The 20,992-nt window shown below is 61.0% G+C and carries 21 protein-coding genes; 6 read left to right on the top strand and 15 right to left on the bottom strand.

What is annotated here, in order from left to right; translation table 11 throughout:
• Nucleotides 1-701 (top strand): branched-chain amino acid ABC transporter permease (locus tag Q427_RS11735; RefSeq protein ID WP_043514044.1); only part of this gene is annotated, 701 nt, incomplete at its 5' end.
• 142 nt (nt 702-843) lie between these two features.
• Here Q427_RS11735 and Q427_RS11730 read toward each other — a convergent pair.
• Genes Q427_RS11730 through Q427_RS11720 form a run of 3 tightly spaced genes read right to left on the bottom strand, consistent with a single transcriptional unit; the run spans nt 844 to nt 4,158 of the window.
• Complete coding sequence (locus Q427_RS11730) at nt 844-1,971, bottom strand: trans-sulfuration enzyme family protein (RefSeq protein WP_197030610.1); 1,128 nt, start codon at nt 1,969-1,971, stop codon at nt 844-846.
• Nucleotides 1,972-1,993: 22 nt separating this feature from the next.
• Entirely contained in the window at nt 1,994-3,547 is a 1,554-nt protein-coding gene (locus Q427_RS11725; protein WP_197030609.1) for a rhodanese-like domain-containing protein, read from the bottom strand.
• An 8-nt stretch (nt 3,548-3,555) separates the two neighbouring features.
• Nucleotides 3,556-4,158 (bottom strand): cysteine dioxygenase family protein, encoded by a 603-nt coding sequence (locus tag Q427_RS11720; RefSeq protein WP_043514040.1) that lies wholly within the window; start codon nt 4,156-4,158, stop codon nt 3,556-3,558.
• Between the two features lie 101 nt (nt 4,159-4,259).
• Here Q427_RS11720 and Q427_RS11715 point away from each other — a divergent pair, with 101 nt between their 5' ends.
• Complete coding sequence (locus Q427_RS11715) at nt 4,260-5,153, top strand: LysR substrate-binding domain-containing protein (RefSeq protein ID WP_043514038.1); 894 nt, start codon at nt 4,260-4,262, stop codon at nt 5,151-5,153.
• On the opposite strand, the gene Q427_RS11710 is transcribed toward Q427_RS11715, so the two are convergent.
• The 4 genes from Q427_RS11710 to Q427_RS11695 form a co-directional block, all read right to left on the bottom strand.
• Nucleotides 5,125-6,633, bottom strand: a complete 1,509-nt coding sequence (locus Q427_RS11710) for a tripartite tricarboxylate transporter permease (RefSeq protein ID WP_043514036.1) — start codon at nt 6,631-6,633, stop codon at nt 5,125-5,127. The two genes, Q427_RS11715 and Q427_RS11710, sit on opposite strands and share 29 nt — an antisense overlap.
• Before the next feature lie 33 nt (nt 6,634-6,666).
• On the bottom strand, nt 6,667-7,122 hold the full coding sequence (locus tag Q427_RS11705; RefSeq protein WP_043514034.1) for a tripartite tricarboxylate transporter TctB family protein: 456 nt from the start codon (nt 7,120-7,122) through the stop codon (nt 6,667-6,669).
• Nucleotides 7,119-8,075 (bottom strand): Bug family tripartite tricarboxylate transporter substrate binding protein, encoded by a 957-nt coding sequence (locus Q427_RS11700; protein ID WP_043514032.1) that lies wholly within the window; start codon nt 8,073-8,075, stop codon nt 7,119-7,121. Before Q427_RS11700 ends, Q427_RS11705 begins: the two co-directional genes overlap by 4 nt.
• A 167-nt stretch (nt 8,076-8,242) precedes the next feature.
• Complete coding sequence (locus Q427_RS11695; RefSeq protein ID WP_231613653.1) at nt 8,243-9,106, bottom strand: LysR family transcriptional regulator; 864 nt, start codon at nt 9,104-9,106, stop codon at nt 8,243-8,245.
• A gap of 165 nt (nt 9,107-9,271) precedes the next feature.
• On the opposite strand from Q427_RS11695, the gene Q427_RS11690 reads away from it, so the two are divergent.
• Nucleotides 9,272-10,204, top strand: a complete 933-nt coding sequence (locus tag Q427_RS11690) for a YeiH family protein (RefSeq protein WP_231613652.1) — start codon at nt 9,272-9,274, stop codon at nt 10,202-10,204.
• A gap of 172 nt (nt 10,205-10,376) precedes the next feature.
• On the opposite strand, the gene Q427_RS11685 is transcribed toward Q427_RS11690, so the two are convergent.
• Nucleotides 10,377-11,582 carry an ABC transporter substrate-binding protein gene (locus Q427_RS11685; RefSeq protein ID WP_043514028.1) on the bottom strand — a complete coding sequence of 402 codons (1,206 nt, stop codon included), beginning with the start codon at nt 11,580-11,582 and terminating at the stop codon, nt 10,377-10,379.
• Nucleotides 11,583-11,897: 315 nt separating this feature from the next.
• Here Q427_RS11685 and Q427_RS11680 point away from each other — a divergent pair, with 315 nt between their 5' ends.
• On the top strand, nt 11,898-12,962 hold the full coding sequence (locus Q427_RS11680; protein ID WP_043514026.1) for a C45 family autoproteolytic acyltransferase/hydolase: 1,065 nt from the start codon (nt 11,898-11,900) through the stop codon (nt 12,960-12,962).
• Between the two features lie 184 nt (nt 12,963-13,146).
• Here the strand turns inward: Q427_RS11680 and Q427_RS11675 are convergent, their stop codons facing one another.
• Nucleotides 13,147-13,404 carry a hypothetical protein gene (locus Q427_RS11675; protein WP_043514023.1) on the bottom strand — a complete coding sequence of 86 codons (258 nt, stop codon included), beginning with the start codon at nt 13,402-13,404 and terminating at the stop codon, nt 13,147-13,149.
• Nucleotides 13,405-13,588: 184 nt separating this feature from the next.
• On the opposite strand from Q427_RS11675, the gene Q427_RS11670 reads away from it, so the two are divergent.
• The gene (locus Q427_RS11670) at nt 13,589-13,945 is read left to right on the top strand and encodes a DUF6746 family protein (RefSeq protein ID WP_231613651.1); all 357 of its coding nucleotides are present in this window, start codon (nt 13,589-13,591) and stop codon (nt 13,943-13,945) included.
• Nucleotides 13,946-13,993: 48 nt separating this feature from the next.
• Here the strand turns inward: Q427_RS11670 and Q427_RS11665 are convergent, their stop codons facing one another.
• A complete protein-coding gene (locus Q427_RS11665; protein ID WP_043514021.1) occupies nt 13,994-14,584 on the bottom strand; it encodes a DUF4202 domain-containing protein in 591 nt (196 codons plus the stop codon).
• Nucleotides 14,585-14,777: 193 nt separating this feature from the next.
• On the opposite strand from Q427_RS11665, the gene fabI reads away from it, so the two are divergent.
• Nucleotides 14,778-15,551, top strand: coding sequence for an enoyl-ACP reductase FabI (fabI, locus tag Q427_RS11660; RefSeq protein ID WP_043514019.1), 774 nt, complete (start codon nt 14,778-14,780; stop codon nt 15,549-15,551).
• Nucleotides 15,552-16,172: 621 nt separating this feature from the next.
• Here fabI and Q427_RS36860 read toward each other — a convergent pair.
• The 5 genes from Q427_RS36860 to Q427_RS28815 all read right to left on the bottom strand — a co-directional run bounded on the left by Q427_RS36860 (nt 16,173) and on the right by Q427_RS28815 (nt 20,172).
• Nucleotides 16,173-16,373: a DUF1801 domain-containing protein gene (locus Q427_RS36860; RefSeq protein WP_197030608.1), complete on the bottom strand. Its 201-nt coding sequence runs from the start codon at nt 16,371-16,373 to the stop codon at nt 16,173-16,175.
• 288 nt (nt 16,374-16,661) lie between these two features.
• The gene (locus Q427_RS11650) at nt 16,662-17,261 is read right to left on the bottom strand and encodes a DUF2931 family protein (protein ID WP_043514015.1); all 600 of its coding nucleotides are present in this window, start codon (nt 17,259-17,261) and stop codon (nt 16,662-16,664) included.
• 145 nt (nt 17,262-17,406) lie between these two features.
• Complete coding sequence (locus Q427_RS33935; protein ID WP_231613650.1) at nt 17,407-17,754, bottom strand: DUF2931 family protein; 348 nt, start codon at nt 17,752-17,754, stop codon at nt 17,407-17,409.
• Nucleotides 17,755-18,161: 407 nt separating this feature from the next.
• Nucleotides 18,162-18,761 carry a DUF2931 family protein gene (locus Q427_RS11640; protein ID WP_043514013.1) on the bottom strand — a complete coding sequence of 200 codons (600 nt, stop codon included), beginning with the start codon at nt 18,759-18,761 and terminating at the stop codon, nt 18,162-18,164.
• Nucleotides 18,754-20,172, bottom strand: a complete 1,419-nt coding sequence (locus tag Q427_RS28815; RefSeq protein ID WP_051496309.1) for a T6SS phospholipase effector Tle1-like catalytic domain-containing protein — start codon at nt 20,170-20,172, stop codon at nt 18,754-18,756. The genes Q427_RS11640 and Q427_RS28815 overlap by 8 nt, the downstream gene beginning before the upstream one ends.
• Between the last annotated feature and the right edge of the window lie 820 nt (nt 20,173-20,992).

Genomic DNA, 20,992 nt, shown 5'->3' with positions numbered 1-20,992 from the left:
GCAGCGATTATCTGGCCATCGCCACCCTGGGCATCGCTGAGATCATCAAGGCTTTCCTGAAGAACTCCGACTGGCTGACTCGCGGCACTGCTACCGTCTCGCCGCTGCCCTGGCCCACCCCGGGACCGGCCGAACTGGGATTCACCCTCGCTCGCGCGATCTACCTGTCGGTCACGGCCGCCATGATCGCGGTGATCTTCTTCCTGCTGCACCGCGCCTACCATGCCCCCTGGGGCCGCATGATCCGCGCCATCCGCGACAACGAGGTTTCCGCCGCGGCCATGGGCAAGGACATCAACAAGCGTCGCCTGGAGATCTTCGTGCTGGGCTGCATCCTGATGGGTGTCGGCGGCGGCGCACTGGCCTCGTTCAACAGCCTGTTCGACCCCCAGGGCTACCTGCCGCTGAACCACACCTTCCTGGTACTGGTGATGGTGATCCTCGGCCCCGGCAACAACCTGGGCACCATCTTCGGCGCCGTGGCGGTCTATATCATCTGGCTGATGTCCGAGCCGCTGGCGCTGTTCCTGATGAACCTGGCGGTGATGTTCGGTGAAGGCGTGTTCGGCTGGGATCCCCCCGCCAACCTCTCCAGCCGGGCACTTCAGGCCCGGGTTCTGGTGATCGGCCTGTTGATCACCCTGGTGCTGCGTTTCGCGCCCAAGGGGTTATTGCCCGAGAATGTACCGCACCACCAGTGATGGCGACCCTACACACCAGTGCCCCGAACGGAAGCCGGGGCGCTGACGAGATGTGAACTGGCGGAGAGAAGGATACAGCGGCCTGAATGCCGGTACTCCTAAGCGACTTGCAGGGCTGCCCAAGCCTGCTCGAGATCCGCTTTCAGATCATCGACGGCTCGAGGCCAACATGCAGCCGTAGGCAGGGGCCCCGGGTCGCCCAACTATTGTCCAAGTGACGGGCTGCGACAATATTGCATGGCAAAGCGAGGCTCTCGAATCCTCCCCAGGAAGAGCCGATAGCGAACAGCGTCAGCCTGTCCACTAGCGAGTCGACCTGCTGGGCCGGCGTGTCGGTGGTGAACTCCACCGTCAACAAGCCATTGCCACCACTGAAATCACGCCGCCATAGTTCATGGCCGGGGTGCTCAGGGCGCGACGGTTGATGAACACACGCCACCTGGGGCTGGTTCACCAGCCACTCGCCGAGTTCCCTGGCATGCCAGTCATGGGTCTCCATGCGGCACGCCAGGGTACGCACCCCGCGTAGCGCCAGGTAGGCGTCATCACCGCCGATGCTCTGCCCCATGGTGATCGCCATCTCGCGTAGCCGTTGGCCGATATCGCCATTAGCCGTCACGCTGCCCAACATGACATCGGAGTGTCCCACCAAGTACTTGGTCCCCGCCATCAGCGAGACCGTGGCACCCTGCTTGAGGGGCTGCATGAGAATTCCGCTGGCCCAGGTATTGTCAACGGCAAGCGGAATGCCTCGCTGGTTGGCGATGGCAGCCAGCGCCGGGAGGTCCTGCATTTCGTAGACCAGAGACCCCGGCACTTCGGTATAGATCAGCCGGGTATCGTCACGTAGTGTGGTCATGAGATGCTCGACGCTGCCGTCAAAGTAATCGACCGTCACTCCCCAGGGCCGTAGCCAACCCTCCACGATACGGCGCACTGGCTGGTAGACGCTATCGGCGATCACCATGTGCGCCCCAGGGCTTAGCAAGGTCATGAATACCAAGTTAATAGCGGCGACACCGGAGGGCAGCAATTGAGTGTGCTCGCCCGCTTCCAGACGCGAAACGGCATCTTCCAAGGCGTAGGTGGTGGGCGTGCCCCGCCGCCCGTAGCTGAACACCCGCTCGCCTTGCTCACGGCGCTGCTTGGCTGCGCGCATGGCCGCCAGCGACTCGAAGGTCACCGTGCTGGTCCGCACCACCGGGGGGTTGACCGGGGCGGGACGCTGCTCAGGGCGAGCCACGTGAATCAGGTCAGTCTCTAGCTGCATAGTCGATTTCTCTCCGGCAAGTCTAAAGCGCAAAGGTGGCACGTTCTTGGTCATCGAGCTGAGCCAGCAAACCCGTCTCCCAGGCCAGATAGCGACGCGACGCTTCCAAATTGCCATCATGACGATCATGAACGAAGAACAGGTAATCGATGCAACTGGCATCATCGGGATGGTGTGGGGTCACCTCCAGCTCGATGCCGTCTCGCTGCCATACGGCAACGTCATCGGGTAACCAACTGAGGTGTTGGAAGCCGCGTGCGATGAGATCCGGCGCGAGGCAAACGACCCGCTCGGCATCGCCAACGAGCACCACTAGGCAGCGGCTATCCGCGTCAGCCAACTGGCGTTCGAGCAGGGCTCGATTGGCCCAGCGCGAACCCGGTAGGTGACCGGCTCGATACTGCATTCCCGGCCGGACGTCTAGGGTAAGCGTCGCCGGGTCGAGGGCGGTGGCGATATCGCTGACGGGCGGCGTAACGGCAGCCGCCGCTTGCCTGGCCAAGGGTGCCAACACACCCCACTCTGCCATGCCGCCCCTCAGCCAGGCCGCGTCTATGCCCATCAAGGTCAACCAGGCAGCGACAACGGGAGCTCGGCACTCGTCATCGTCGATCAAAACAAGCCGTGCGCGTTGGACCCCAACCCAGTGGTCTGTGGCCTGAATCAACTGCCCTCCCGGGGCATGCACAGCCCCGGCGAGACTTGCCTGCCGATACTCCTCGGCCGTGCGCACGTCGAAGAGATAGGTCGTGCGCTGCTGCTCCTCTAACCAGGCGCGAGCGGTTTGCGCATCGACGGCCTGTGCGCCGTGTACCTCTGAAAGGCGACGGGCCGCGGCATCACCCAATGCCGCGCGGGGAAGCACGCTCGGATAATGGCGATCACTGCCGTGCTCCAGCTCGAGACCGGCCAGACGCCAACCCTGAGTCCCGTTCTCCAGGGCAAAGACGGGATTCTCGATACCCAGCCACTGGAGGGTCTGGGCACCAATGATACTACGCGTTCGACCCGCGCAGTTGATCACCACCGGCGTCGTGGTGTCACCGTCGAGTATCGCAGGAAGTCGCTTGGACAACTCGCCATTAGGACAGCAAATGCTACCGGGGATATTCATCTTGTGGTACTCGTCGATGGGGCGGCCATCGATGACGTGTACTCGCTTGCCCTGTCGCTGCCAATCAACCAGCGTCGCCGCCCCTATCGTCGGCGTGTGATAACGCTCGTGCACCAGCTCGCCAAACGTCTTGCTGACCACGTTGACACCAGCAAATACACCATAGCCGGCTTCTTTCCAAGCCATGATGCCCCCCGCCAACCATGACACGGCACGATAACCAAGAGCAGCCAAACATTCCTTGGCGTGGCGTGCCCGCCCTTCATCCTTCTCGTCCATGACAACGACAAGTGTCGAACGACTCGGCACCAGTTGGCCGACACGCGCCTCAAGAAGACTGAGGGGAAGATTGACGGCATGAAACGGATGCCCCATGCCGTACTCACCGAACTCACGAATATCCAGAAAAGCGATTTCCTGCCCGGGAGTCGCCAGATGTTGCTTAAGAACTTGGGGTGCCATGGCAGACATTAACGAGCCCCCGACTGGCGTGTCTTGACGCCGATATCCATGCGTCGGCAAGTACCGGCATCCACATCGAAGGTGATGCGTTCCGTCAGCGTCTCCAAGGCTCGTCCATAGAGATGGAGATGCCGAATCGGGGTATCACCTTCTATCAACACCGAGTGAATGTCGTCGGGCATCATCGCCACCCCCTGTCCGGGGCCGATAATGATCTCTCGATCCACCTTGAGCGTCGCTCTACCGGCTATCAGGCCATCGTCCAGGCGCCGGTATAGAGTATTGCTCTCTTCGCCTTCGATGGCAGCGATGCAGGCCCAGGTCGTATGATTGTGCGGCGGAATCCGCTTACCGGGCCGCATGACGTTGAGATAAAGCGCAATGGTCTGATCGTCCTGCTGGTCGATCAAATAGCGAGCCTGACGCTCACCTTCTGACGGAGGAGGAAAGTCATCGGCACTCCAGAATTCCCGGCATCCCGCTAATTGCTTGAGCTCGATTAGCACCTCTTCGAGCGCATGGCGACTCAGCCCCTGTTGGTCAAGGACTTGCCGTACTCGGCCGAGAGTGTCGTTCACTGCCTGTTGGCGCATCGTCTTGGCATGTTCCATGAGATTATCCCGTAGTGGTGAGAACACCCCTACAAGGTACTTCACTAAAGTTTATATTTATAATAAGCTTTCAAGCAAAAACATAACCAGGATTTAACTATATGCGACACTTGGACCTCTCTCTGCTACGCACCTTCGTGGCCATCTGCGACGAGAGCAGCTTTGCCAAGGCAGCGCTCAAGGTGCACAAGTCGCAACCAGCGATTAGCCAGCAAATGGGACGACTGGAGAGCGAGCTACAGGTAGCGCTATTCATCAAGAAAGGGCGTCAGAAACAGCTCACGGCAGCCGGCATGCGTCTGGAGGAATATGCTCGACGCCTGCTGGCCCTTCATGACGAACTCTGGGCGACCCTACATGACCAGGAACTCAGCGGCCCCGTACGAATAGGGGCTCCGGCCGATATCGCCGACACCGTGTTGCCGGGGATTTTACAAAGCTTCGCGCGTGCCAATCCCCGTCTCTCGATGGCAATCCACGTTGGACGTAGCCCCGATTTAATGGATATGTTGTTCACTGGTGAGCTGGATCTCACCATTTCTACCCGCGTAGCATCTGACATCCCACATCTGGTGTTGCGGAACTCTCCTGTCGTGTGGATCGCTGCCAGCGACTATCAGTTCGACAATCTCCAGCCGCTGCCACTCGTGCTTGCCGACGAGCCGAGCATCTTCCGGCGTATCGCCCTGGAAGCATTGCAGGAACATGGGCACAGCTACAAGGAGAGCTACATCTCGCCCAACCTGGCGGGGATCAAGTCGGCGGTACGGGCGGGGCTTGGCATCACCGCGCGCAGTATCGAGGTCGTGACGCCAGAGTTCCGGGTCTTGAGCGAACGCGAAGGGTTACCGCCGCTGCCTAATGTCAACTTCTACCTTTACCTCCGCGACGACAACCCCAGCGAGGCAGCCTCCAAGCTCTACCAGCTACTGGCGAGCCAGGTAGGAGGCGCCGCTTCGCCAGCACCTAGCCCGGCGCATGGCGACGGCGCCTAATGATCAGCCTGCCGAGCGGCCACACCATGAAGATCAAGGTAAAGAGAAGCATGGCAGCACTCAGCGGCTGAGTGAAGAAGTACGCAACCGAGCCGCCCGACAATGACATGCTCTGAAAGAACGCACGCTCAATGACCGGTGCCAGCACCAACGCAAGAATGAAGGGCGAGAGGGGGACCTGAAGACGGTTGAACAGAAAGCCGATAACGCCGAAGGCCAACGCCACTGAGATACCAAAGACGCTATTGCCAATGGCGAAGGCCCCGGTGAAACAGAGACAAGCGATGGCGGCAGCCAGCAGCGGCCGTGGCACTGACCGGATCAGGTTGGGGATGATTCGCGCCAGCAACAGCCCAAGGGGGAACATCGCAAGGTTGGCGAGCAAGAAACATATGACGATGAGATAGGCAATATCAGGGGTATCGGTAAAGAGCGAAGGGCCCGGCCGCAGCCCTTGGATCAACAAGGCCCCAAGGAATAGCGCCGATGTCGAATTGCCGGGAATGCCCAGTGATAGCAAGGGCACCATGGAGCTGGCAACGACCGAATTGTTGGCTGCTTCCGGGGCGGCGATCCCCTCCGGCAGCCCCTGGCCACAGCGTTCGCCGAACTTGCGGCGCACGCGCTCGTAGGCCATGTAGATGGCGACGAGCATCCCCGCTCCAGGAAGGACACCGACCAAGTTTCCCAGGGCGGCGGCGTTCAACCAGGTAGGCAGCAACCTGCGAACCAAACTCCAAGGCAGCAGCATGTCAGCGAAGCGAATTGGCGCTTCGGCGTTGCCCTGATCGCGTGCCTTGGAGCGCTCACTCGACAACATCTCGAACACTACGCTCAGTCCAAAAAGGCCGATGAGAATCGGTGTGAGCGGCAGCCCCTCGTACAACCAGAAATTACCGAACGTAAAGCGAGGGTAGCCCGACTCGGGGCTCATGCCGATCATGGCTACCAGCAATCCCAGCAGACAGGCAAGGGCGCTCTTCATGGCATTCCCGGCACCCATACCCACGACGGTCGACAGCCCAAGAACACACAGCGCAAAGTACTCTGCCGGCCCAAATCGTAGCGCATATTGAGCGAGCATCGGTGCGAAGAAGATCAGCACTACCGCAGACAGCGTACCGGCAAACGTCGAACTGTATGTCGCAATTCCCAAGGCCTGACCTGCTCGCCCCTGCTGAGCCATGGCATGGCCATCGACAGCCGTTAGCACCGATGACGCCGTGCCGGGAATCTTCAACAGAATGGCGGGGAAGGCACCGCCAAAGCACGCCGAGCAATAGACGCCTACCAGTAGCGGAAACGCGATATCGGACGGCATCGCAAAGGTAATGGGTACCAATACGGCCAGGGTAATGGTGTCGTTGAGCCCCGGGATGGAGCCGACCACCAAGCCAAGCGAAACACCAGCCAAGAGACTCAAGAGCGGCCAGAGGGAAAAGGCGTGCGCTCCGGCAGCCAACAGAGCCGAGTAATCCATGATGCGTTCCTCTCGGAGGGCGAGAAATGACCTTTACGCAATGAAGCGCATAAATACAGGACCGGGCAACGGAACACCGAGCAGCCCCCCAAAGATGGCCCCAATCAGAATGGTGAACAGCAAGGCAGTGGCGACTAACCGCAGCCCCGGCGGATATCCCGCCAGCACGGCACACCCTACAAACAACACGAACAGAGCGACATCCGCGCCGACCGAGGCAAACAGCCAGAACACCACAGCAAAAACGATCATGCTCCAGAGCAAGCCACCAGTGCGGACATTGCGCATGTCAGCGCGCTTTCCAGGAAACACCCATAAGCCAATGCCACAGCCCAGTAACAACCATCCCAGGATCATCGGCAGGGCTCCCGCCGAGGCGGGGTAGCCCTTGGCGATCATCAGCACGCCAGCGCCCACGACCAGACAGACCAGAGACAATCCCCTGTCCAGCCAGTGGCCGGACAGGGCAAAGAGGCGTTGCTGGATCATGAACCCGTTTCCAGCAGAGGCAGCACGCGCAACATTTGCTCGGCGGTACCATCAAGTAGCTCACTGAAGGCATCGCCATCGCGATAGTCGACGCGATATCCCGCCTCACCCATGCGCTCTACGAAAGCAGGTGAGGTGAGCAACTCGCCAAGCCGCGCTTCCAATTCATCCTTCACATCATCCGCCAGGCCGGCAGGTGCGGCGATGCCACGGAACGTCCCCCACTGGAACTCTCGCCCCGTGACCTCCTGGTAGGTCGGTGCATCGGGCGCGAGGTCGCTGCGCGATCCATCCAGTAGCGCCAGGATGCGGATACTGCCATCTTCCACCGGGCCAATGGCCTCACCCAGCGACATGAACCCAGCCTGAACGTGCCCGCCCATAAGCTGGTGTAACTGCAAGGCGGCACTGGTATTGTGGACGTAACGGAAATTCAATCCTTCCTCCTCGGCCAGGGCCAACGCCGTGACATGGTGTGACGTCGAGTCGCCCGGCGTGGCAATGCTGACCGAATCATGACTCGCAGCATCCAAGAAGGCCTGGAGGTCGTCCAACTCACCGTCGACAGCCGTCACGATAACGCCGGGATCCAGGTTGAATAGCGCCAGGGGCGTAAAACTGTCGAGATCATAGTTGACTGGCTTGGTGAGCGCGTTATTGATAACGGAAGACGTCATGGCCAGCAGGGTGTAGCCATCGGCGGGCGCTGCGCTGACATGGTTCTGGCCGATTACGGCACCACCACCCGGCATGTTCTTGACGATGAAACTGTGTCCATCAAAGACATCAGGTGCCGCCTCGGCAATGAGTCGACCCGTGAAGTCGACGGCGCCCCCCGGGGCGAAAGGCACGATGTAGTCGATATTCTTCTGAGGATAGTCGGCCGCATATAGCGCACCACTCGATAAGCTAGCGAGCAGGGCGATAGTGATTCTGACGGGGATGACTGACATAGTAAGGGTCCTTGGTTGTGTTGTGTTGTGTTGTGCTTTATGACACTGGACCCTACTAACGCTATCGCCGAATACTTACAAGAACAATTAAACAAAAAAGAAATAAACATAAACATCCCTTATGCAACATCTCCTGGCAAGCGTCGTTGGCGGACGTCCATGCCGCCTCACCCATCGTTGGAAAGCAGGAAATGATCGGAGCACCGAGGATACTCGAGGCTAAAGACTTTGAAAGCCTGCCACAGCGGGCTGCGGTAACGCTCGGGATGCCATAGCAGGGAAAACATCCTGGAAAGCTCCACGCCACTCTCCAGCGCTACCAGCTCGCCACGCTCTAGCTCTCCCGCCACGCTAAGGCGCGATAAGCAGCCCAATCCGAAGCCGGCCTTTACCGCCTGTTTGATGGCTTCATGCTGGCTCAACTCCATACGCACCTGTAACCGTTCCACACGATGCAGTATGGCGGCCTCGAAGATTTCCCGCGTGCCCGACCCTGCTTCACGCAGTATCCACGGTGTGGCAGCAAGATCGGCATCATCGAGCCACCTTTTCTCGGCCAGGGGATGGCGTGGCGAGCAGACGATGACGAGCTGATCCTCACACCAGGCTTCGCTAGTCAGACGTGATTCATGACACTGCCCCTCTATCAGTCCGATGTCCGCATCGAAGCGCAGTAGATCCGTTATCACCTCCCCCGTGTTGCGCAGCCTGAGCCGCAAATCCACGCCTGGGTGCTCATTACTGAAATGCCCCGCCAGAGGAGGCAATAGATAGGTGCCAATGGTTGTACTGGCCGAGATATTGAGGGTCCCTCGCAAGCCACCTTCTGGCTCCTCGGCCGCCGCCACAAAGGCGGCCATACCGTCCAACAACTGCTCGGCACGGGGCAAGAGGTCGCGCCCCAGCTCGTTAAGCCGCAAGCGCCGACCCAGCCGCTCGAACAGGGAAATACCCAACTGACGTTCGAGATCGGAGAGGGCTTGGCTGGTAGCCGACTGGGATAGGCTCAAGCGCCGAGAGGCGGCAATCACCGTGCCTTCTCGTGCGACAGCGACAAAGACTTGCAACTGTCGGAACGTCACATGAGGCGTCATAAATCGGCTCCACCGAATAGTCATATCGTTATTTGATGATAACCATTAGGCATATAACTGCATAGGCTAGTGACGAATACCCCTGGAAGGAATAACGTCGTCATGTGGCAAGGTCTCTTTCTATGTAGCTCCTTGACCCTGGCAAGCTTCGGCCTGGCCCGCCTGCCGGGACTCGCTGCCAGTGGCATCAGCCCCCTCGTTTTCGCTTTGCTCATGGGACTCATAGCGGGCAACCTGCCACTCTCACGCTATCAGCCCGAGGTTCAGCCGGGCCTTAAATTCGCCACCTGTTGGCTGTTGCGCGGCGGCATTGTGCTATTCGGCTTGTCATTGACCGTGCAGCAGGTTGTCGCCCTTGGACCGGGAGTGCTATTGCTCGACGTGGTGGTAATCATCAGCGTACTGCTAAGCGGCTATCACATCGGTACCCGGTTATTGCGCCTGGACCGCGAGACGGCATTGTTGACGAGTGTCGGCAGCGCCATCTGCGGTGCTGCCGCGGTACTGGCCACCGAGACAACCATACGCTCACGCCCCGCCGCCGCCTCGATGGCCGTCGCGACTGTCGTGCTCTTCGGCACTCTGGCGATGCTCCTCTATCCTTTGCTCTACCAGTTTTCCGGAATGAACGAAGGGCTATACGGCATCTATATCGGCGCTACCGTACATGAAGTGGCCCAGGTCGTGGCTGCCGGCGATGCCATCGGCCCAGAGGCGCTGGCCAATGCCGTCATCGTCAAACTGGTACGTGTGATGTTGTTGGTGCCCTTCTTGCTGCTCGTTGGGCAGTGGTGGCTTCGTCAGCAAACCTGTGAAGAAGGTGCAGCCGCCGGCCGACTGGTGATCCCCTGGTTCGCCTTCGGCTTTATGGTCATGGTCGGTTTCAATAGTGTCGTCGACTTACCCGGCAGCTTGCATCAAGCACTGGTCCTTACTGGGCAGGTGGCACTGGCCATGGCGATGGCAGCGCTGGGCTTCGAGACACGCCTCGAGAAACTCAAGGCACTGGTATCCGCCCCTTCATCCTCGGCATGATCCTGTTTGCCATGCTGGTGCTTGGCGGAGGCCTGGCTAGCAACCTGTTGATGGGTTAGCTATCGAAGGCTACCTCTCATCACGACAACGCCCCGGCAGGCTACTGGGAGTCAGCTCATAGCCCGCCGGGGCTTTTGTTTGCTGCTGGTTAACGTATCAGTGGTCTAACGCATCAGAGGTCGACCTGCCCCTTACTGACGAAGGCGCCGTCTTCCACCACCATCTCGACCACGACGCCGGGCACGTCACCTGTCTCATCGAACTCATGACGGCCGGAGGCACCCTCATAGTTGATCTCGGTGCCGGCGGCAATCAGCTCCACGGCCTTCTCCCACTCGCCGGGCAGGATCACTTCACCGGGCTCGCTGGAGACGCTACGCAGCGCCGCGGAGAGACCCTCACGCTCGGCGGTGCCGTTCTGCTCGATGGCCAGCGCCAGCAGGAAGGCGGCATCGTAGGCCTGGGCGGCGAAGACCGCACTGGGGTCGAAGCCCGCCTCCTCGGCTGCCTGGTTGAAGAGCTCGGTACCCGGCAGGTCCGGGCTACCCGGGCGAGTGGCGATCATGCCCTCGAGCACGTCGGCACCTACCGCCTCGACCAGCCTGTCACCCACCATGCCGTCGGCGCCCGCGTACTGGGTAAACATGCCGCTCTCGTAGGCCTGGCGCAGCACGGTCTGGCCGGAGCCATCGGCATAGGCCAGCACCACCAGCGTCTCGGCACCGCTGCCGGAGAGGGAGCCCAGCTCGGAACGGTAATCGGCGCGACCATCCTCGTGGGCCAGGTTCTCGGCGACGAAGCCGCCACCGGCCTCGAAGGCCTCGACGAAGGCGTCGGCCAGACCACGGCCATAGTCGTTGTTGACGAAGGTTACCGCGACCTCATCGAAGCCCTTGTCGAGCATCAGCTTGGCCAGGATCTCGCCCTGGAAGGCATCGGACGGTACGGTACGGAAAACCAGGTCGTTGTCGTCCAGCTCGGAGACCGCCGGTGCGGTGGAAGCCGGCGACACCATTACCACGCCGCCGGGGATACCGGCATTATTGGCCGCCGCGATGGTCGCCCCGGTACACAGCGCCCCCACGATGGCGGTGACCTGCTCGGTGTTGACCATGCGATCCGCCGCATTGGAAGCCGCTGAGGCATCGCTGCAGGTGGTGTCTGCGCTGGGCATTACCAGGGTCTGACCGCCCAGGATACCGCCCTGCTCATTGATCTGTTGGACCGCCAGCTGCGCACCGTCGAAGATCGGCGGTGTCAGGCTCTCGATCGGCCCCGTGAAACCGCCGAGGAAACCGACTTTCACTTCGGCCTGCGCCGCACCGACGAATGCCAGGCTGGATGCTGCAACGGCCATCGCCAAAACGCGTTTTTTCATGGTTGTTCTTCTCACTCTGGTTGCGAAAAAAATGCACCCCCTAAATCTGGAAGCATTGGCGCAAAAACACAAGTCCCGCAGCCAACGTTAGCGAGGTGGAATCTAGCCCCAACCCCCTGATCAAAAAGACGAATCCCTGCCTGGTCGGTAGAGCACAATTCAACGCTGGCGGCATTACTTCCCCCGGGGTGCCTATACTGATGGATCCGAAGCATCCCCACCCGACAGGAACCACTGCATGCGGCCCGCAATCCCAACCCTCCCGGACAGCGACCTCCTGCGCCGAGTCGGCCGGGGCCAGTTCGAGGAGACGCCATGACCCCGCCCACCCACGCCCTGCCCGTGACCCAGCTCTCCGGCAGCCGGCATCACATCGGCACTGCCCATGGCCGCATTCACTCGCGGCTCATCCAGCACAGCCTGACGGTCTATGCCCAGCTGTTCCACGACTTCGTCGGTATCAGCTGGGCGCAGGCCCGCCAGGAAGCCGTGCGCTTCCAGGCCATGATCGAACGGGGCTTCCCCGCCATACTCGAGGAGATGGAGGGCATTGCCGACGGCGCCGGGGTCGACTTCGCCGATATCCTCACCCTCAACTGCCGCAGCGAGATCGCCCTGACCCGCGCCAGTGGCGGCTGCTCGGCGTTCTCGTTGCAGCGCCACGGCCGCCAGTGGCTGGCCCAGAACTGGGACTGGCGCACCGACCAGCTGCACAACGTGGTGGTTCTGCGCATCGAAGGCATCGGCACCACGCCGCTGGTCAGCGTCGGCGAAGCGGGCATGGTGGGGAAGGTGGGCATGAACGCCAACGGCATCGGCGTCTGCCTCAATGCCATTCGCTCCCAGACCTGCGGCAACGGACTACCTATCCATGTGGCACTGCGCAAGATATTGGAGAGCCCCGACTGGGAGAGCGCCCTGGACGTGGCCCGCAATGACCGGGTCTGCTCACCGGCCCACTTCCTGCTTGCCGCCGGTGACGGCCGGGCCATGGGTCTCGAGGTGCAGCCCGGCGAACCCGGCCGGCTCACACCCCGGGGTGGCATCGTCACCCACACCAACCACCTCTACGCCGGCGGGTGCCAGGTCGAGGACTTCCCCCGCATCGACTCGCAGCCCCGGCTGCAGCGCCTCGACACCCTGCTGCACGACGAACTCGGAGCCGACAGCGACGTGGACGAAACCGCCCTGTTCGAGATCCTCAGCGATCATCACAATGCCCCGTTGTCGATCTGCCGCCACTTCAATCCCGACCAGCCCCCCGACGAGCGGATGGAGACCCTGTTCGCCGTGGTCATGGAACTGAGCGAACGCCGACTCACCCTGCGCCACGGCAAACCCTGCGAAACCAGCGACAGCCTGACACTTTCCTTGACCTGACCCTCTCCCTGGCCTGACCCATCCGTTAGGGAAGCGCTGAACAAATCGCCGAGCGAGATGAAACGCAAGGCGCACGGAGCGCAAGAACCGGAGCATATGCGTTATATGTGAGGATTCTGAGCACCGCGCAACGCAGCGATTCGCTCGCGCAGGCATTTGTGCAGTGCTTCCTTAGAGCGCGATTTCAGCGCCGCGTGCGAGGAGTATCGACGTCTCCCAGCTCACCCTTCAGGTACTGCTCCGTGGTCCGCAGAAAGCGGCGACGGAGTAGCTCCTGGATGGCCTCTTCATGACGCAGCGACCTCAACGCCTCCTCCTCCTCGGAGACTTCCGGCGCCTGTCGCGGGGACTCCCGGGCCAACCGCACCGAACCCGACGAGGCATCACAAAAATGCAGGGAGGGCTTTGCGCCCCTGGGCTTGGAGTGGATGGGGTACGGCATGAACACCTCCGATAGATTTTAATGATAACCATTATCATGGTCTATCGAGAATCTAGTATCCCGCCTGACCCCTGTCAATTTTTGCGAAGAAAAATCATTCCTATTAAGAAACAGTCTTGCTGGATGAGTAGCGCACTGATACAACGCTAATGCGCATCATTATCATTCTACTGGAGATAACATCATGAAAGCCCTGCTTCCTGCCTTTCTGACCAGCCTGCTGATCGCCTCGGCCTCGGCCAGCTCCAGCCCTGACCACTTCAAGGGCGAACCCGCGGAAACGCTGGCCGATGCCGTGGCCAATTTCTCGGAATACAACCAGCAGCTGGCCGCCTTGCTCGCCCAGGACGAGCTGAGCATCACCGACCTGGGCACCATCCACGAGCTGACCTACACCCTGGAAAATGCCCTGGAGAAGATCGACGAAGAGGTGGAAACCATGGCAGTGACCCTGGAAGAGGTCCACCTGGCTCGGAAACCGGCGATTTCGAACGGGTCAGCACCAACGGGGCGGCCTATCTTGACGCCGCCCAGACGCTGATCCCCTGACCCCCGAGCCGGAAGCGCACGATGGCGCTCGCCAACACCTTCAGCCGGCGAGCGCCTCTTCCACCAGCGCCCGGGCCTCGTCGGTCATCGGCAGCTCCAGCGCCAGCTCACGGGCCCGCGGAGACATCTTGCCCCAGGTCTTCTGCACGATTCGGATCAGGTGGTCGTGCTCCACCTGCTTGGAGAAGTCGCCGAAGTAGTTCTCCAGAAACACCAGGCAGGCGCAATCCTCAACCGCCTGGGTGCCCTCGTCGCGGCCCAGCCCCTGCTTGCGGATCATCTGCGCCACCCGCTCGGCATCCTCCGACGAATAACCGGACGCCTCCATGGCACGCGCCGCGGTCTCGCCGGCCCGCTTGCCCTGATCGCGCCGCCAGGTCAGATACCCCACCCGCCCCTCGGGGTACTCGTTGCGCGCCATCTGCCAACGCTGCATATGCTGCGAACGCACCGCAATCTGCACCAGCTCATCCGGCGCCTCCACCACCCGCTCCAGCCACGCGCTCATGCGGCCCGCATGCCACAGCTCCAGGGGCAGCGACTCACCCTCGACCTCCACCCGACGGGGGTCCTCCGCATGCAAGGCATCAAGGGCCATCAGGGTCTTATCGAACGGGGTATCAGGGGACATGGGAGACTCCTTGCGACGTGGTAACCAATACGTTCAGTATGCGTGAAGCCTATCAAGAGAGCACTGACTGGGGGCATTGCAATAGCTGTCATGGCGAAAAGCGCTGCCGGGCACATGCAGACAGGGCGGAGCTGAGCTAGGCTGGGGGCATCCCCATGCTGCAGCGCAATGTAACCCAAAGGAACCTAGCACCATGCCCCACCCCTTCTCCATGCACGGCAAGGTCGGCATCGTGACCGGCCTGGCCAACCGCGACAGCATTGCTTTCGGCTGCGCCCAAGCCCTCCATGAGTCGGGCGCCGAGATGCTGGTAACCTACGCCAGCCCCAAGGCCGAGCGCTTCGTTCTACCGCTGGCCAGCGAAATGGGCGAACCTGAACTGATGCCATGCGATGTTCAGGATGATGCCCAGCTGGACGCCCTCTTCGAGCGAGCAAGGGAGCGCTGGGACCGGCTCGACTTCGTGGTGCACTCCATCGCCTTCGCCCCGCAGGAAGACCTTCATGGCCGGGTAGTAGACTGCTCTCGAGAGAGCTTTCAGGTGGCCATGGATGTGTCCTGCCACTCCTTCCTGCGCATGGCCAAGCGCGCCGAGCCTCTCATGGCCTCGGGCGGCACCCTGCTGTGCATGTCCTACTATGGGGCCGAGCGCGCCGTGGACAACTACGGCCTGATGGGCCCGGTGAAAGCCGCACTCGAATCCGCCTCACGCTACCTGGCCAGCGAGCTGGGCCCCCAGGGGATTCGCGTGCATGCCGTCTCGGCCGGACCGATCCGTACCCGCGCCGCCTCGGGGCTCAAGGACTTCGACGAGCTGGCCAACCAAAGTGAAGCCCACGCGCCACTGCGCCGCCTTGCCACCGTGCGTGATGTCGGCAACGCGGTCGTCTACCTGGCATCACCGGCCGGAGCCGCCACCACAGGCACCGTCCACTATGTGGATGCCGGTGACAGCATTCGTTACTGACAATGCCTGCAAAAACCAGAACAAGACGACCCCAGATCAACCACGCCTCCACATAAGAAAAAACCGCTGTTGGAGGTAGCTTTAGCTCGCGACCGCGGTGTTGCCAACCTTCAGCAACGCCCACCAACACCGGTTTACCGCTCGACGGCCGGCAGCTGCAGCTCGCGACCCGGATCAATCATGCCTCTACATAAGAAAAAGCCGCTGTCGGAGGTAGCTTTAGCTCGCGACCGCGGTGTTGCCAGCCATCGACGACGCCCAGCAACACCGGCTCAGCCACCTGACGCCGGTGACCGAGATCGCCGCTCATACTCCCCTAGCGCCTCATCCCATCCCGGTATCGACCCGGCCTTCCAATGGCAAAAATCAACAGGTTCCGCAAACTCCCTTGCCGCTCTCATCGCTCGACCATGACTGCCCGAATCTCGATAGCGAAGCATGGCTTCCCGGGAAGTCCACACGCTCAGGCTCCAGTAGGTCGTCGATCCATCACCCCGCACGCAACTGTATACGTTCCCGGGCGTGAACCGCGCCTGAAGGTAGGAAAGCGCGGTGTGCCACAAGAAGCGGAAACGACTGGCGTTCGGCTTCAAGCGGATACGCCCCAACACAACAAAATAGTCAGTCTGTCTCATGGCCCTGGCCAACCGCCGCATACGCGGCCCCGACATACTCGCGAACCTGCTTCTCCGCGATATCCTTCGTTGCCCGAAGCTTGATGTGGCGACGATGCTTGCCAACTCCCTCCAGCACCTGGTGGGGATCGGGTAACGACGCCCCCTCGGGGAATTCAAGCGAGACATGTCGAGTATAGGAAAACACCCCGCTGAAGGGGCATGGGTAGAGAAGAGTATGCCGCCGTACTTCACCTCTTCAGTGACATCCGCACCAGCGGCCAGGACAAGCTCCCGCACCTGCTGGACCAAGTCATGCTTCTCCTCGCTCAGATGGCGGATATCCTCCATCAGTTTTTCGACTCGATTCGCTGTCATTGCCACCTCCTCTGGTTGAAAACGCACACGAAGCGACTGTGCAGTCCAATACTGAAGCTCAGCCGCCAATACACTGCGCAGGCCGCTTGAGGCTGGCGTCAATGCGCTGGTCATGCCTTTACCATGGCGAGGGAATGATCCCCTCATCCACCCGGCGCTGGGTTTGGCTACGAAAGGTGGCAGGATCACCCTCGGCCTCTTCGCCATAGGCCGACTCAACGATTGGAGCATGGAAGTCCCGACTGCGGTCGCTGCCGCAATCTCTGCAACGGGCGCGCCACCAGACGAAGACCTCGCCCTCGCCGGAAAAGCCGGCCGTCAGGTAGTGGAGGTACTGCGCTGGTGGATGGTCGCGGTACCACTGGCGCAGCAGATCCTCCGTGTCCGGCAGTTCCAGGTCGATCTCATAGAAGGTCTGGGTACGGTAGGAGAACCAGCGTGCTTGCATCGACTCGGGCGCGGCTACAGGGTGCGCCAAGACGGCAGTTCTTCCGCCGGTAGGTGGCCGGATATCGAATCCTCCGCCCAGGTTCCCGACTGGCGATGACCACGTATGGTCGAAGGTCAGTTCTTCCACCCACACCGGCCAGTCAGTGGGGCCGCCAGTGGTTTCCAGCGCGAACTCATAGCGCCTGGGTTCCGCTTCGCAGCCGCTGGCCAATAGCAGCAGCACCAGCAGAAGCCCGAGACGCAGGTGGCTCTTCCATGACTTAGGCATCCTGAAGCTCCTGCGGGACCGCCACCGGTGCGCTGTTGCGATTGGGAAATACCCTACGGATGCCGGAGGGTTCCGGGGCATGGGCGAGGCTCTCCTGCTGTGCAGCAGGCCGCTTGAGGCTGGCGTCAATGCGGTGGTCATGCCTTTACCATGGCGAGGGAATGATCCCCTCATCCACCCGGCGCTGGGTTTGGCTACGAAAGGTGGCAGGATCACCCTCGGCCACTTCGCCATAGGCCGACTCCACGATTGGCGCGTGGAAGTCCCGACTGCGGTCGCTGCCGCAGGCACGACAGCGAGCCCACCACCAGACGAAAGCTTCACCCTCACCGGAGAAGCCAGTCACCAAAACATGCCGATAGTCCGGCGGGGGATACTCCCGATACCACTGGTGTACCAGGGAGTCGATATCCGTCAGTTCCAGTTCGATCTCGTAGAATGTCTGGGTACGGTATGAGAACCAGCGCGCCTGCACCGATGAGGGGGCAGGCATGGGATGGGATGGGATGGGCCAATATATTCACTCCTCCCACCCTGGGAGGCCTGAATTCGAAACCGGAACTGATATTACCGGCGTGAGCGCTCCAAGCATTGTCGAAGGTCAGTTCCTCCACCCAGATGGGCCACCCCTCAGGGCCGCCCACCGGCTGCACGGCAAAATCATAGCGCCGCGGCTCCGCCTCACAGCCGCTGGACAATAGCAGCAGCACCAGCAGTAGCCCGAGACGCAGGTGTATTTTCCATGATTTATGCATCCTGAGTCTCCTGCGGGGCCGCCACTAGTGCGCCGTGACGATTGGGAAATACCCGGCGGATGCCGGAGGGTTCCGGGGCATGGGCGAGGCTCTCCTGCTGTGCAGCAGGCCGCTTGAGGCTGGCATCGATGCGCTGGTCATGCCATTACCAAGGCGAGGGGATGGTGCCCTCTTTGACATATTCTTCGATATGTTCTCGGTACCAGCTCGGATCACCCTCGGCCACTTCGCCATAGGCCGACTCAACGATTGGCGCGTGGAAGTCCCGACTGCGGTCACTGCCGCAACCTCGGCATCGGGCGCGCCACCAGACGAATACCTCGCCCTCGCCGGAAAATCCGGCCGTCAAGTAATGGAGGTACTTCGCTGGTGGATGCTCGCGGTACCACTGCCGCAACAAATCCTCTGTGTCCGGCAGTTCCAGGTCGATCTCATAGAAGGTCTGGGTACGGTAGGAGAACCAGCGCGCCTGGAGTGACGATGGAGCGGGCATGGGGCGGGGCAAACCGGCGGTCGCCCCCCCCGTAGGCGGACGCTTGTCGAAACCTCCGCCCAGATTCCCCCCCGGCGACCACCACGAATGATCGAAAGTCAGATCTTCCACCCACACCGGCCAACCGGTGGGGCCGCCATTGAGCTGTATCGCGAATTCATAGCGTCTGGGTTCCGCCTCGCAGCCGATGGCCAATAGCAGCAGCACCAGCAGCAGCCCGGGACGCAGGTTGATTTTCCATGATTTAGGCACCCTGAAGCTCCTGCTGTGGCGCCACCGGTGCACCGTGGCGATTGGGAAATACCCTACGGACGCCGGAGGGTTCCGGGGCATGGGCGAGGCTCTCCTGGCGGTGCGAGGTATGGATATAATCGGCAAAACGCTCTCGAGACACGTCCAGCATCCATTGTCGCTTGCGCCGCATTCCCTCCTCTTCCCAGTCGTCGATGATGACCTGCAGTTCGGCGGGGATGACATGGTCTGCATCATCTCGTAGCTCATCGAGTGGCACATGAATTTTCCGCGCCTCGCGGTACATCTCATGCAAGGCGTAGATGGCCAGCTCCTTGCGAATGGCGCGCCGCTCGATCTCGATCACGTCCATGCCGTCCACGCGAATGGCCAGCCCACGCTTTTCGGCATCTTCCTGGGCCCGGCGAATCGTTTCCCCATTGGCCCCGAGCCCGGCCCGACGCCGCACGATCACTTCCTCGAAATTGGCGAAGTCCACCTCGGGGTTCTCGTAGCCGCCACCCACATCGGAGTGGGCGCCGGGCAGGGCAATCTCGAGGAAGTTGCCAGGATGGTTGCCCTGGGCATCGGCAATGCTGCTGAGCGGGAAGTTGCGGCGAATCTCATGGTGGGCGGTAAGCTGCACCACGCGCTGGGCGCTGCCCGGGGCCATGTAGAGGTCGAAGTCGAGATTGCGGGCGGTGCCGGGCCAGTAAAAGCTGCCCACGGTGTCGAACAGCCCCACGAAGCGCACTTGGCGAGAGGAAAGCGGTATATCCGGGAAGGCCGGGATGCGCCGGAACGGGGGCTGATACCCCGGCCTGATAAGGCGAAAGTCCGGTACCAACAGAGTTTCCGGCCAGCGGTGAATCAGGTTGACGAAGTGCCGGGCCAGGGCCGCACCGCGGCTAAAACCAAATACATCGAAGGTCACCGTGGCATCGGGGTTGTCTTCCAGCACCTGGCGGAGCAGTTGCAGGGCCAATTCGATTCGCGCATGGCCGCCCTCAGGACCAACGCCAGTGCCAAGCCCAGCCAGGTTTTCGGAGGCCGTGAAGCCATCCTCGCTTTCACGGCCGGTCGTCGTGCCCACGCCGTGAATATAGACTCGATGGTAATCGCCATCGTCGCTGTCATAGCGATACAGATCATGCAGCTTGACCACATTGGTGATATCACGGTCGGTCAAGCGCCGGTCGTTGGCCATGTTGTTGCCGGTGCCGTCGAAGAATACGCCGATCTGCAGGGCGTGTGGTCTCTCAGGGGCGTCAGGAACCGGTGGTTCCGGACGATATTCCTGTCGCGGTTCCGGCATCTGCGTTTGCTGCGACGTGGAGCGAGGCGCTACTGGACGATCGGCTTGCCGTAGGCGCTCCTCCTCCCGAGGGTCCAGGGGGACGGGATCGTAGCGTTCGTCCAGTCGAGTCTTCATGACATCCTTGTCCTTATCGCACTCCACTCATCACGTGGAGCTTGTTATAGAAGTGCATCGAAGTATGCTTGGTTCCTTTCTGCCCGATGCAATTGCGAGGTGTTATAGCTTATCGTTTTTGAAAATTAGGGAAATGGCAGATTTCCTACAGAAGCGATGGCTAATGCCTGACAAGGCCACTACCGGAAAATGCGGTACGCCGCTGAGCAGGCGCCATATATTGAGTGACTCCTACAGGGGGCTGACCTGATTCCTGAGGCTTGCCTGCCCTTCGCGAGCAACGGTCACTGATGATCGAAAGCGTGAGAGCGTAGCGGCGGACACTGATCTCTGAGTTGGCCCAGCTCCTCATGCATCTAGCGAGCTGGGATCACCAGCCTGGGTGCCGCTCGCGCAGGTGACGCCCTGCATGGAGGGTGCTCAGACCACGGTGGAGCGGCGGCTGGACTAAAGCATGCCTCTCCCCGGGCGGTTGCCGGATATCCTCCAGAAATCTCTCGGCTGGCTTCCGTGCCCTTACCACCTTCTCTAGTTGGAGATGCGCCCGATGGGTTATATCAGAACAACCTAAACTTCAGCTATCGGCCAGAAGCGGACGTTCAGGTGGCTTTGATATAACGCAGCAATAACCCGCAAGGCCTGGATCGCACAGCGCGGAAGTCCATTGTCGAGTTGATTACCTTGTTAGGAATATGATGGTTTCCTCAAAATCCGACCGGGTGATGGACAAAGGATCTGGCTCTGAGCTTCTGAAGCAGACGCTGCTGCCAACCGAGAAACTTCGGCGGTAAACCAGCACCGCCCCGGCTGACTCACTAAA

The sequence above is a fragment of the Halomonas sp. BC04 genome (assembly GCF_000568385.1).
The sequence above is the reverse complement of the archived record's forward strand: the minus strand, read 5'-3'. Positions and strand labels throughout refer to the sequence as shown.

What these genes read in the sequence shown, in the direction of transcription:
- Q427_RS11675 (WP_043514023.1), bottom strand. Translation starts at nt 13,404, where the DNA reads ATGCCGTACCCCATCCACTCCAAGCCCAGGGGCGCAAAGCCCTCCCTG.
- Q427_RS11725 (WP_197030609.1), bottom strand. Translation starts at nt 3,547, where the DNA reads ATGGCACCCCAAGTTCTTAAGCAACATCTGGCGACTCCCGGGCAGGAA.
- Q427_RS11730 (WP_197030610.1), bottom strand. Translation starts at nt 1,971, where the DNA reads ATGCAGCTAGAGACTGACCTGATTCACGTGGCTCGCCCTGAGCAGCGT.
- Q427_RS11710 (WP_043514036.1), bottom strand. Translation starts at nt 6,633, where the DNA reads ATGGATTACTCGGCTCTGTTGGCTGCCGGAGCGCACGCCTTTTCCCTC.
- Q427_RS11720 (WP_043514040.1), bottom strand. Translation starts at nt 4,158, where the DNA reads ATGGAACATGCCAAGACGATGCGCCAACAGGCAGTGAACGACACTCTC.
- Q427_RS11705 (WP_043514034.1), bottom strand. Translation starts at nt 7,122, where the DNA reads ATGATCCAGCAACGCCTCTTTGCCCTGTCCGGCCACTGGCTGGACAGG.
- Q427_RS11715 (WP_043514038.1), top strand. Translation starts at nt 4,260, where the DNA reads ATGCGACACTTGGACCTCTCTCTGCTACGCACCTTCGTGGCCATCTGC.
- fabI (WP_043514019.1), top strand. Translation starts at nt 14,778, where the DNA reads ATGCCCCACCCCTTCTCCATGCACGGCAAGGTCGGCATCGTGACCGGC.
- Q427_RS11685 (WP_043514028.1), bottom strand. Translation starts at nt 11,582, where the DNA reads ATGAAAAAACGCGTTTTGGCGATGGCCGTTGCAGCATCCAGCCTGGCA.
- Q427_RS28815 (WP_051496309.1), bottom strand. Translation starts at nt 20,172, where the DNA reads ATGAAGACTCGACTGGACGAACGCTACGATCCCGTCCCCCTGGACCCT.
- Q427_RS11670 (WP_231613651.1), top strand. Translation starts at nt 13,589, where the DNA reads ATGAAAGCCCTGCTTCCTGCCTTTCTGACCAGCCTGCTGATCGCCTCG.
- Q427_RS11650 (WP_043514015.1), bottom strand. Translation starts at nt 17,261, where the DNA reads ATGCCTAAGTCATGGAAGAGCCACCTGCGTCTCGGGCTTCTGCTGGTG.
- Q427_RS11665 (WP_043514021.1), bottom strand. Translation starts at nt 14,584, where the DNA reads ATGTCCCCTGATACCCCGTTCGATAAGACCCTGATGGCCCTTGATGCC.
- Q427_RS33935 (WP_231613650.1), bottom strand. Translation starts at nt 17,754, where the DNA reads ATGCCTGCCCCCTCATCGGTGCAGGCGCGCTGGTTCTCATACCGTACC.
- Q427_RS11700 (WP_043514032.1), bottom strand. Translation starts at nt 8,075, where the DNA reads ATGTCAGTCATCCCCGTCAGAATCACTATCGCCCTGCTCGCTAGCTTA.
- Q427_RS11690 (WP_231613652.1), top strand. Translation starts at nt 9,272, where the DNA reads ATGTGGCAAGGTCTCTTTCTATGTAGCTCCTTGACCCTGGCAAGCTTC.
- Q427_RS11680 (WP_043514026.1), top strand. Translation starts at nt 11,898, where the DNA reads ATGACCCCGCCCACCCACGCCCTGCCCGTGACCCAGCTCTCCGGCAGC.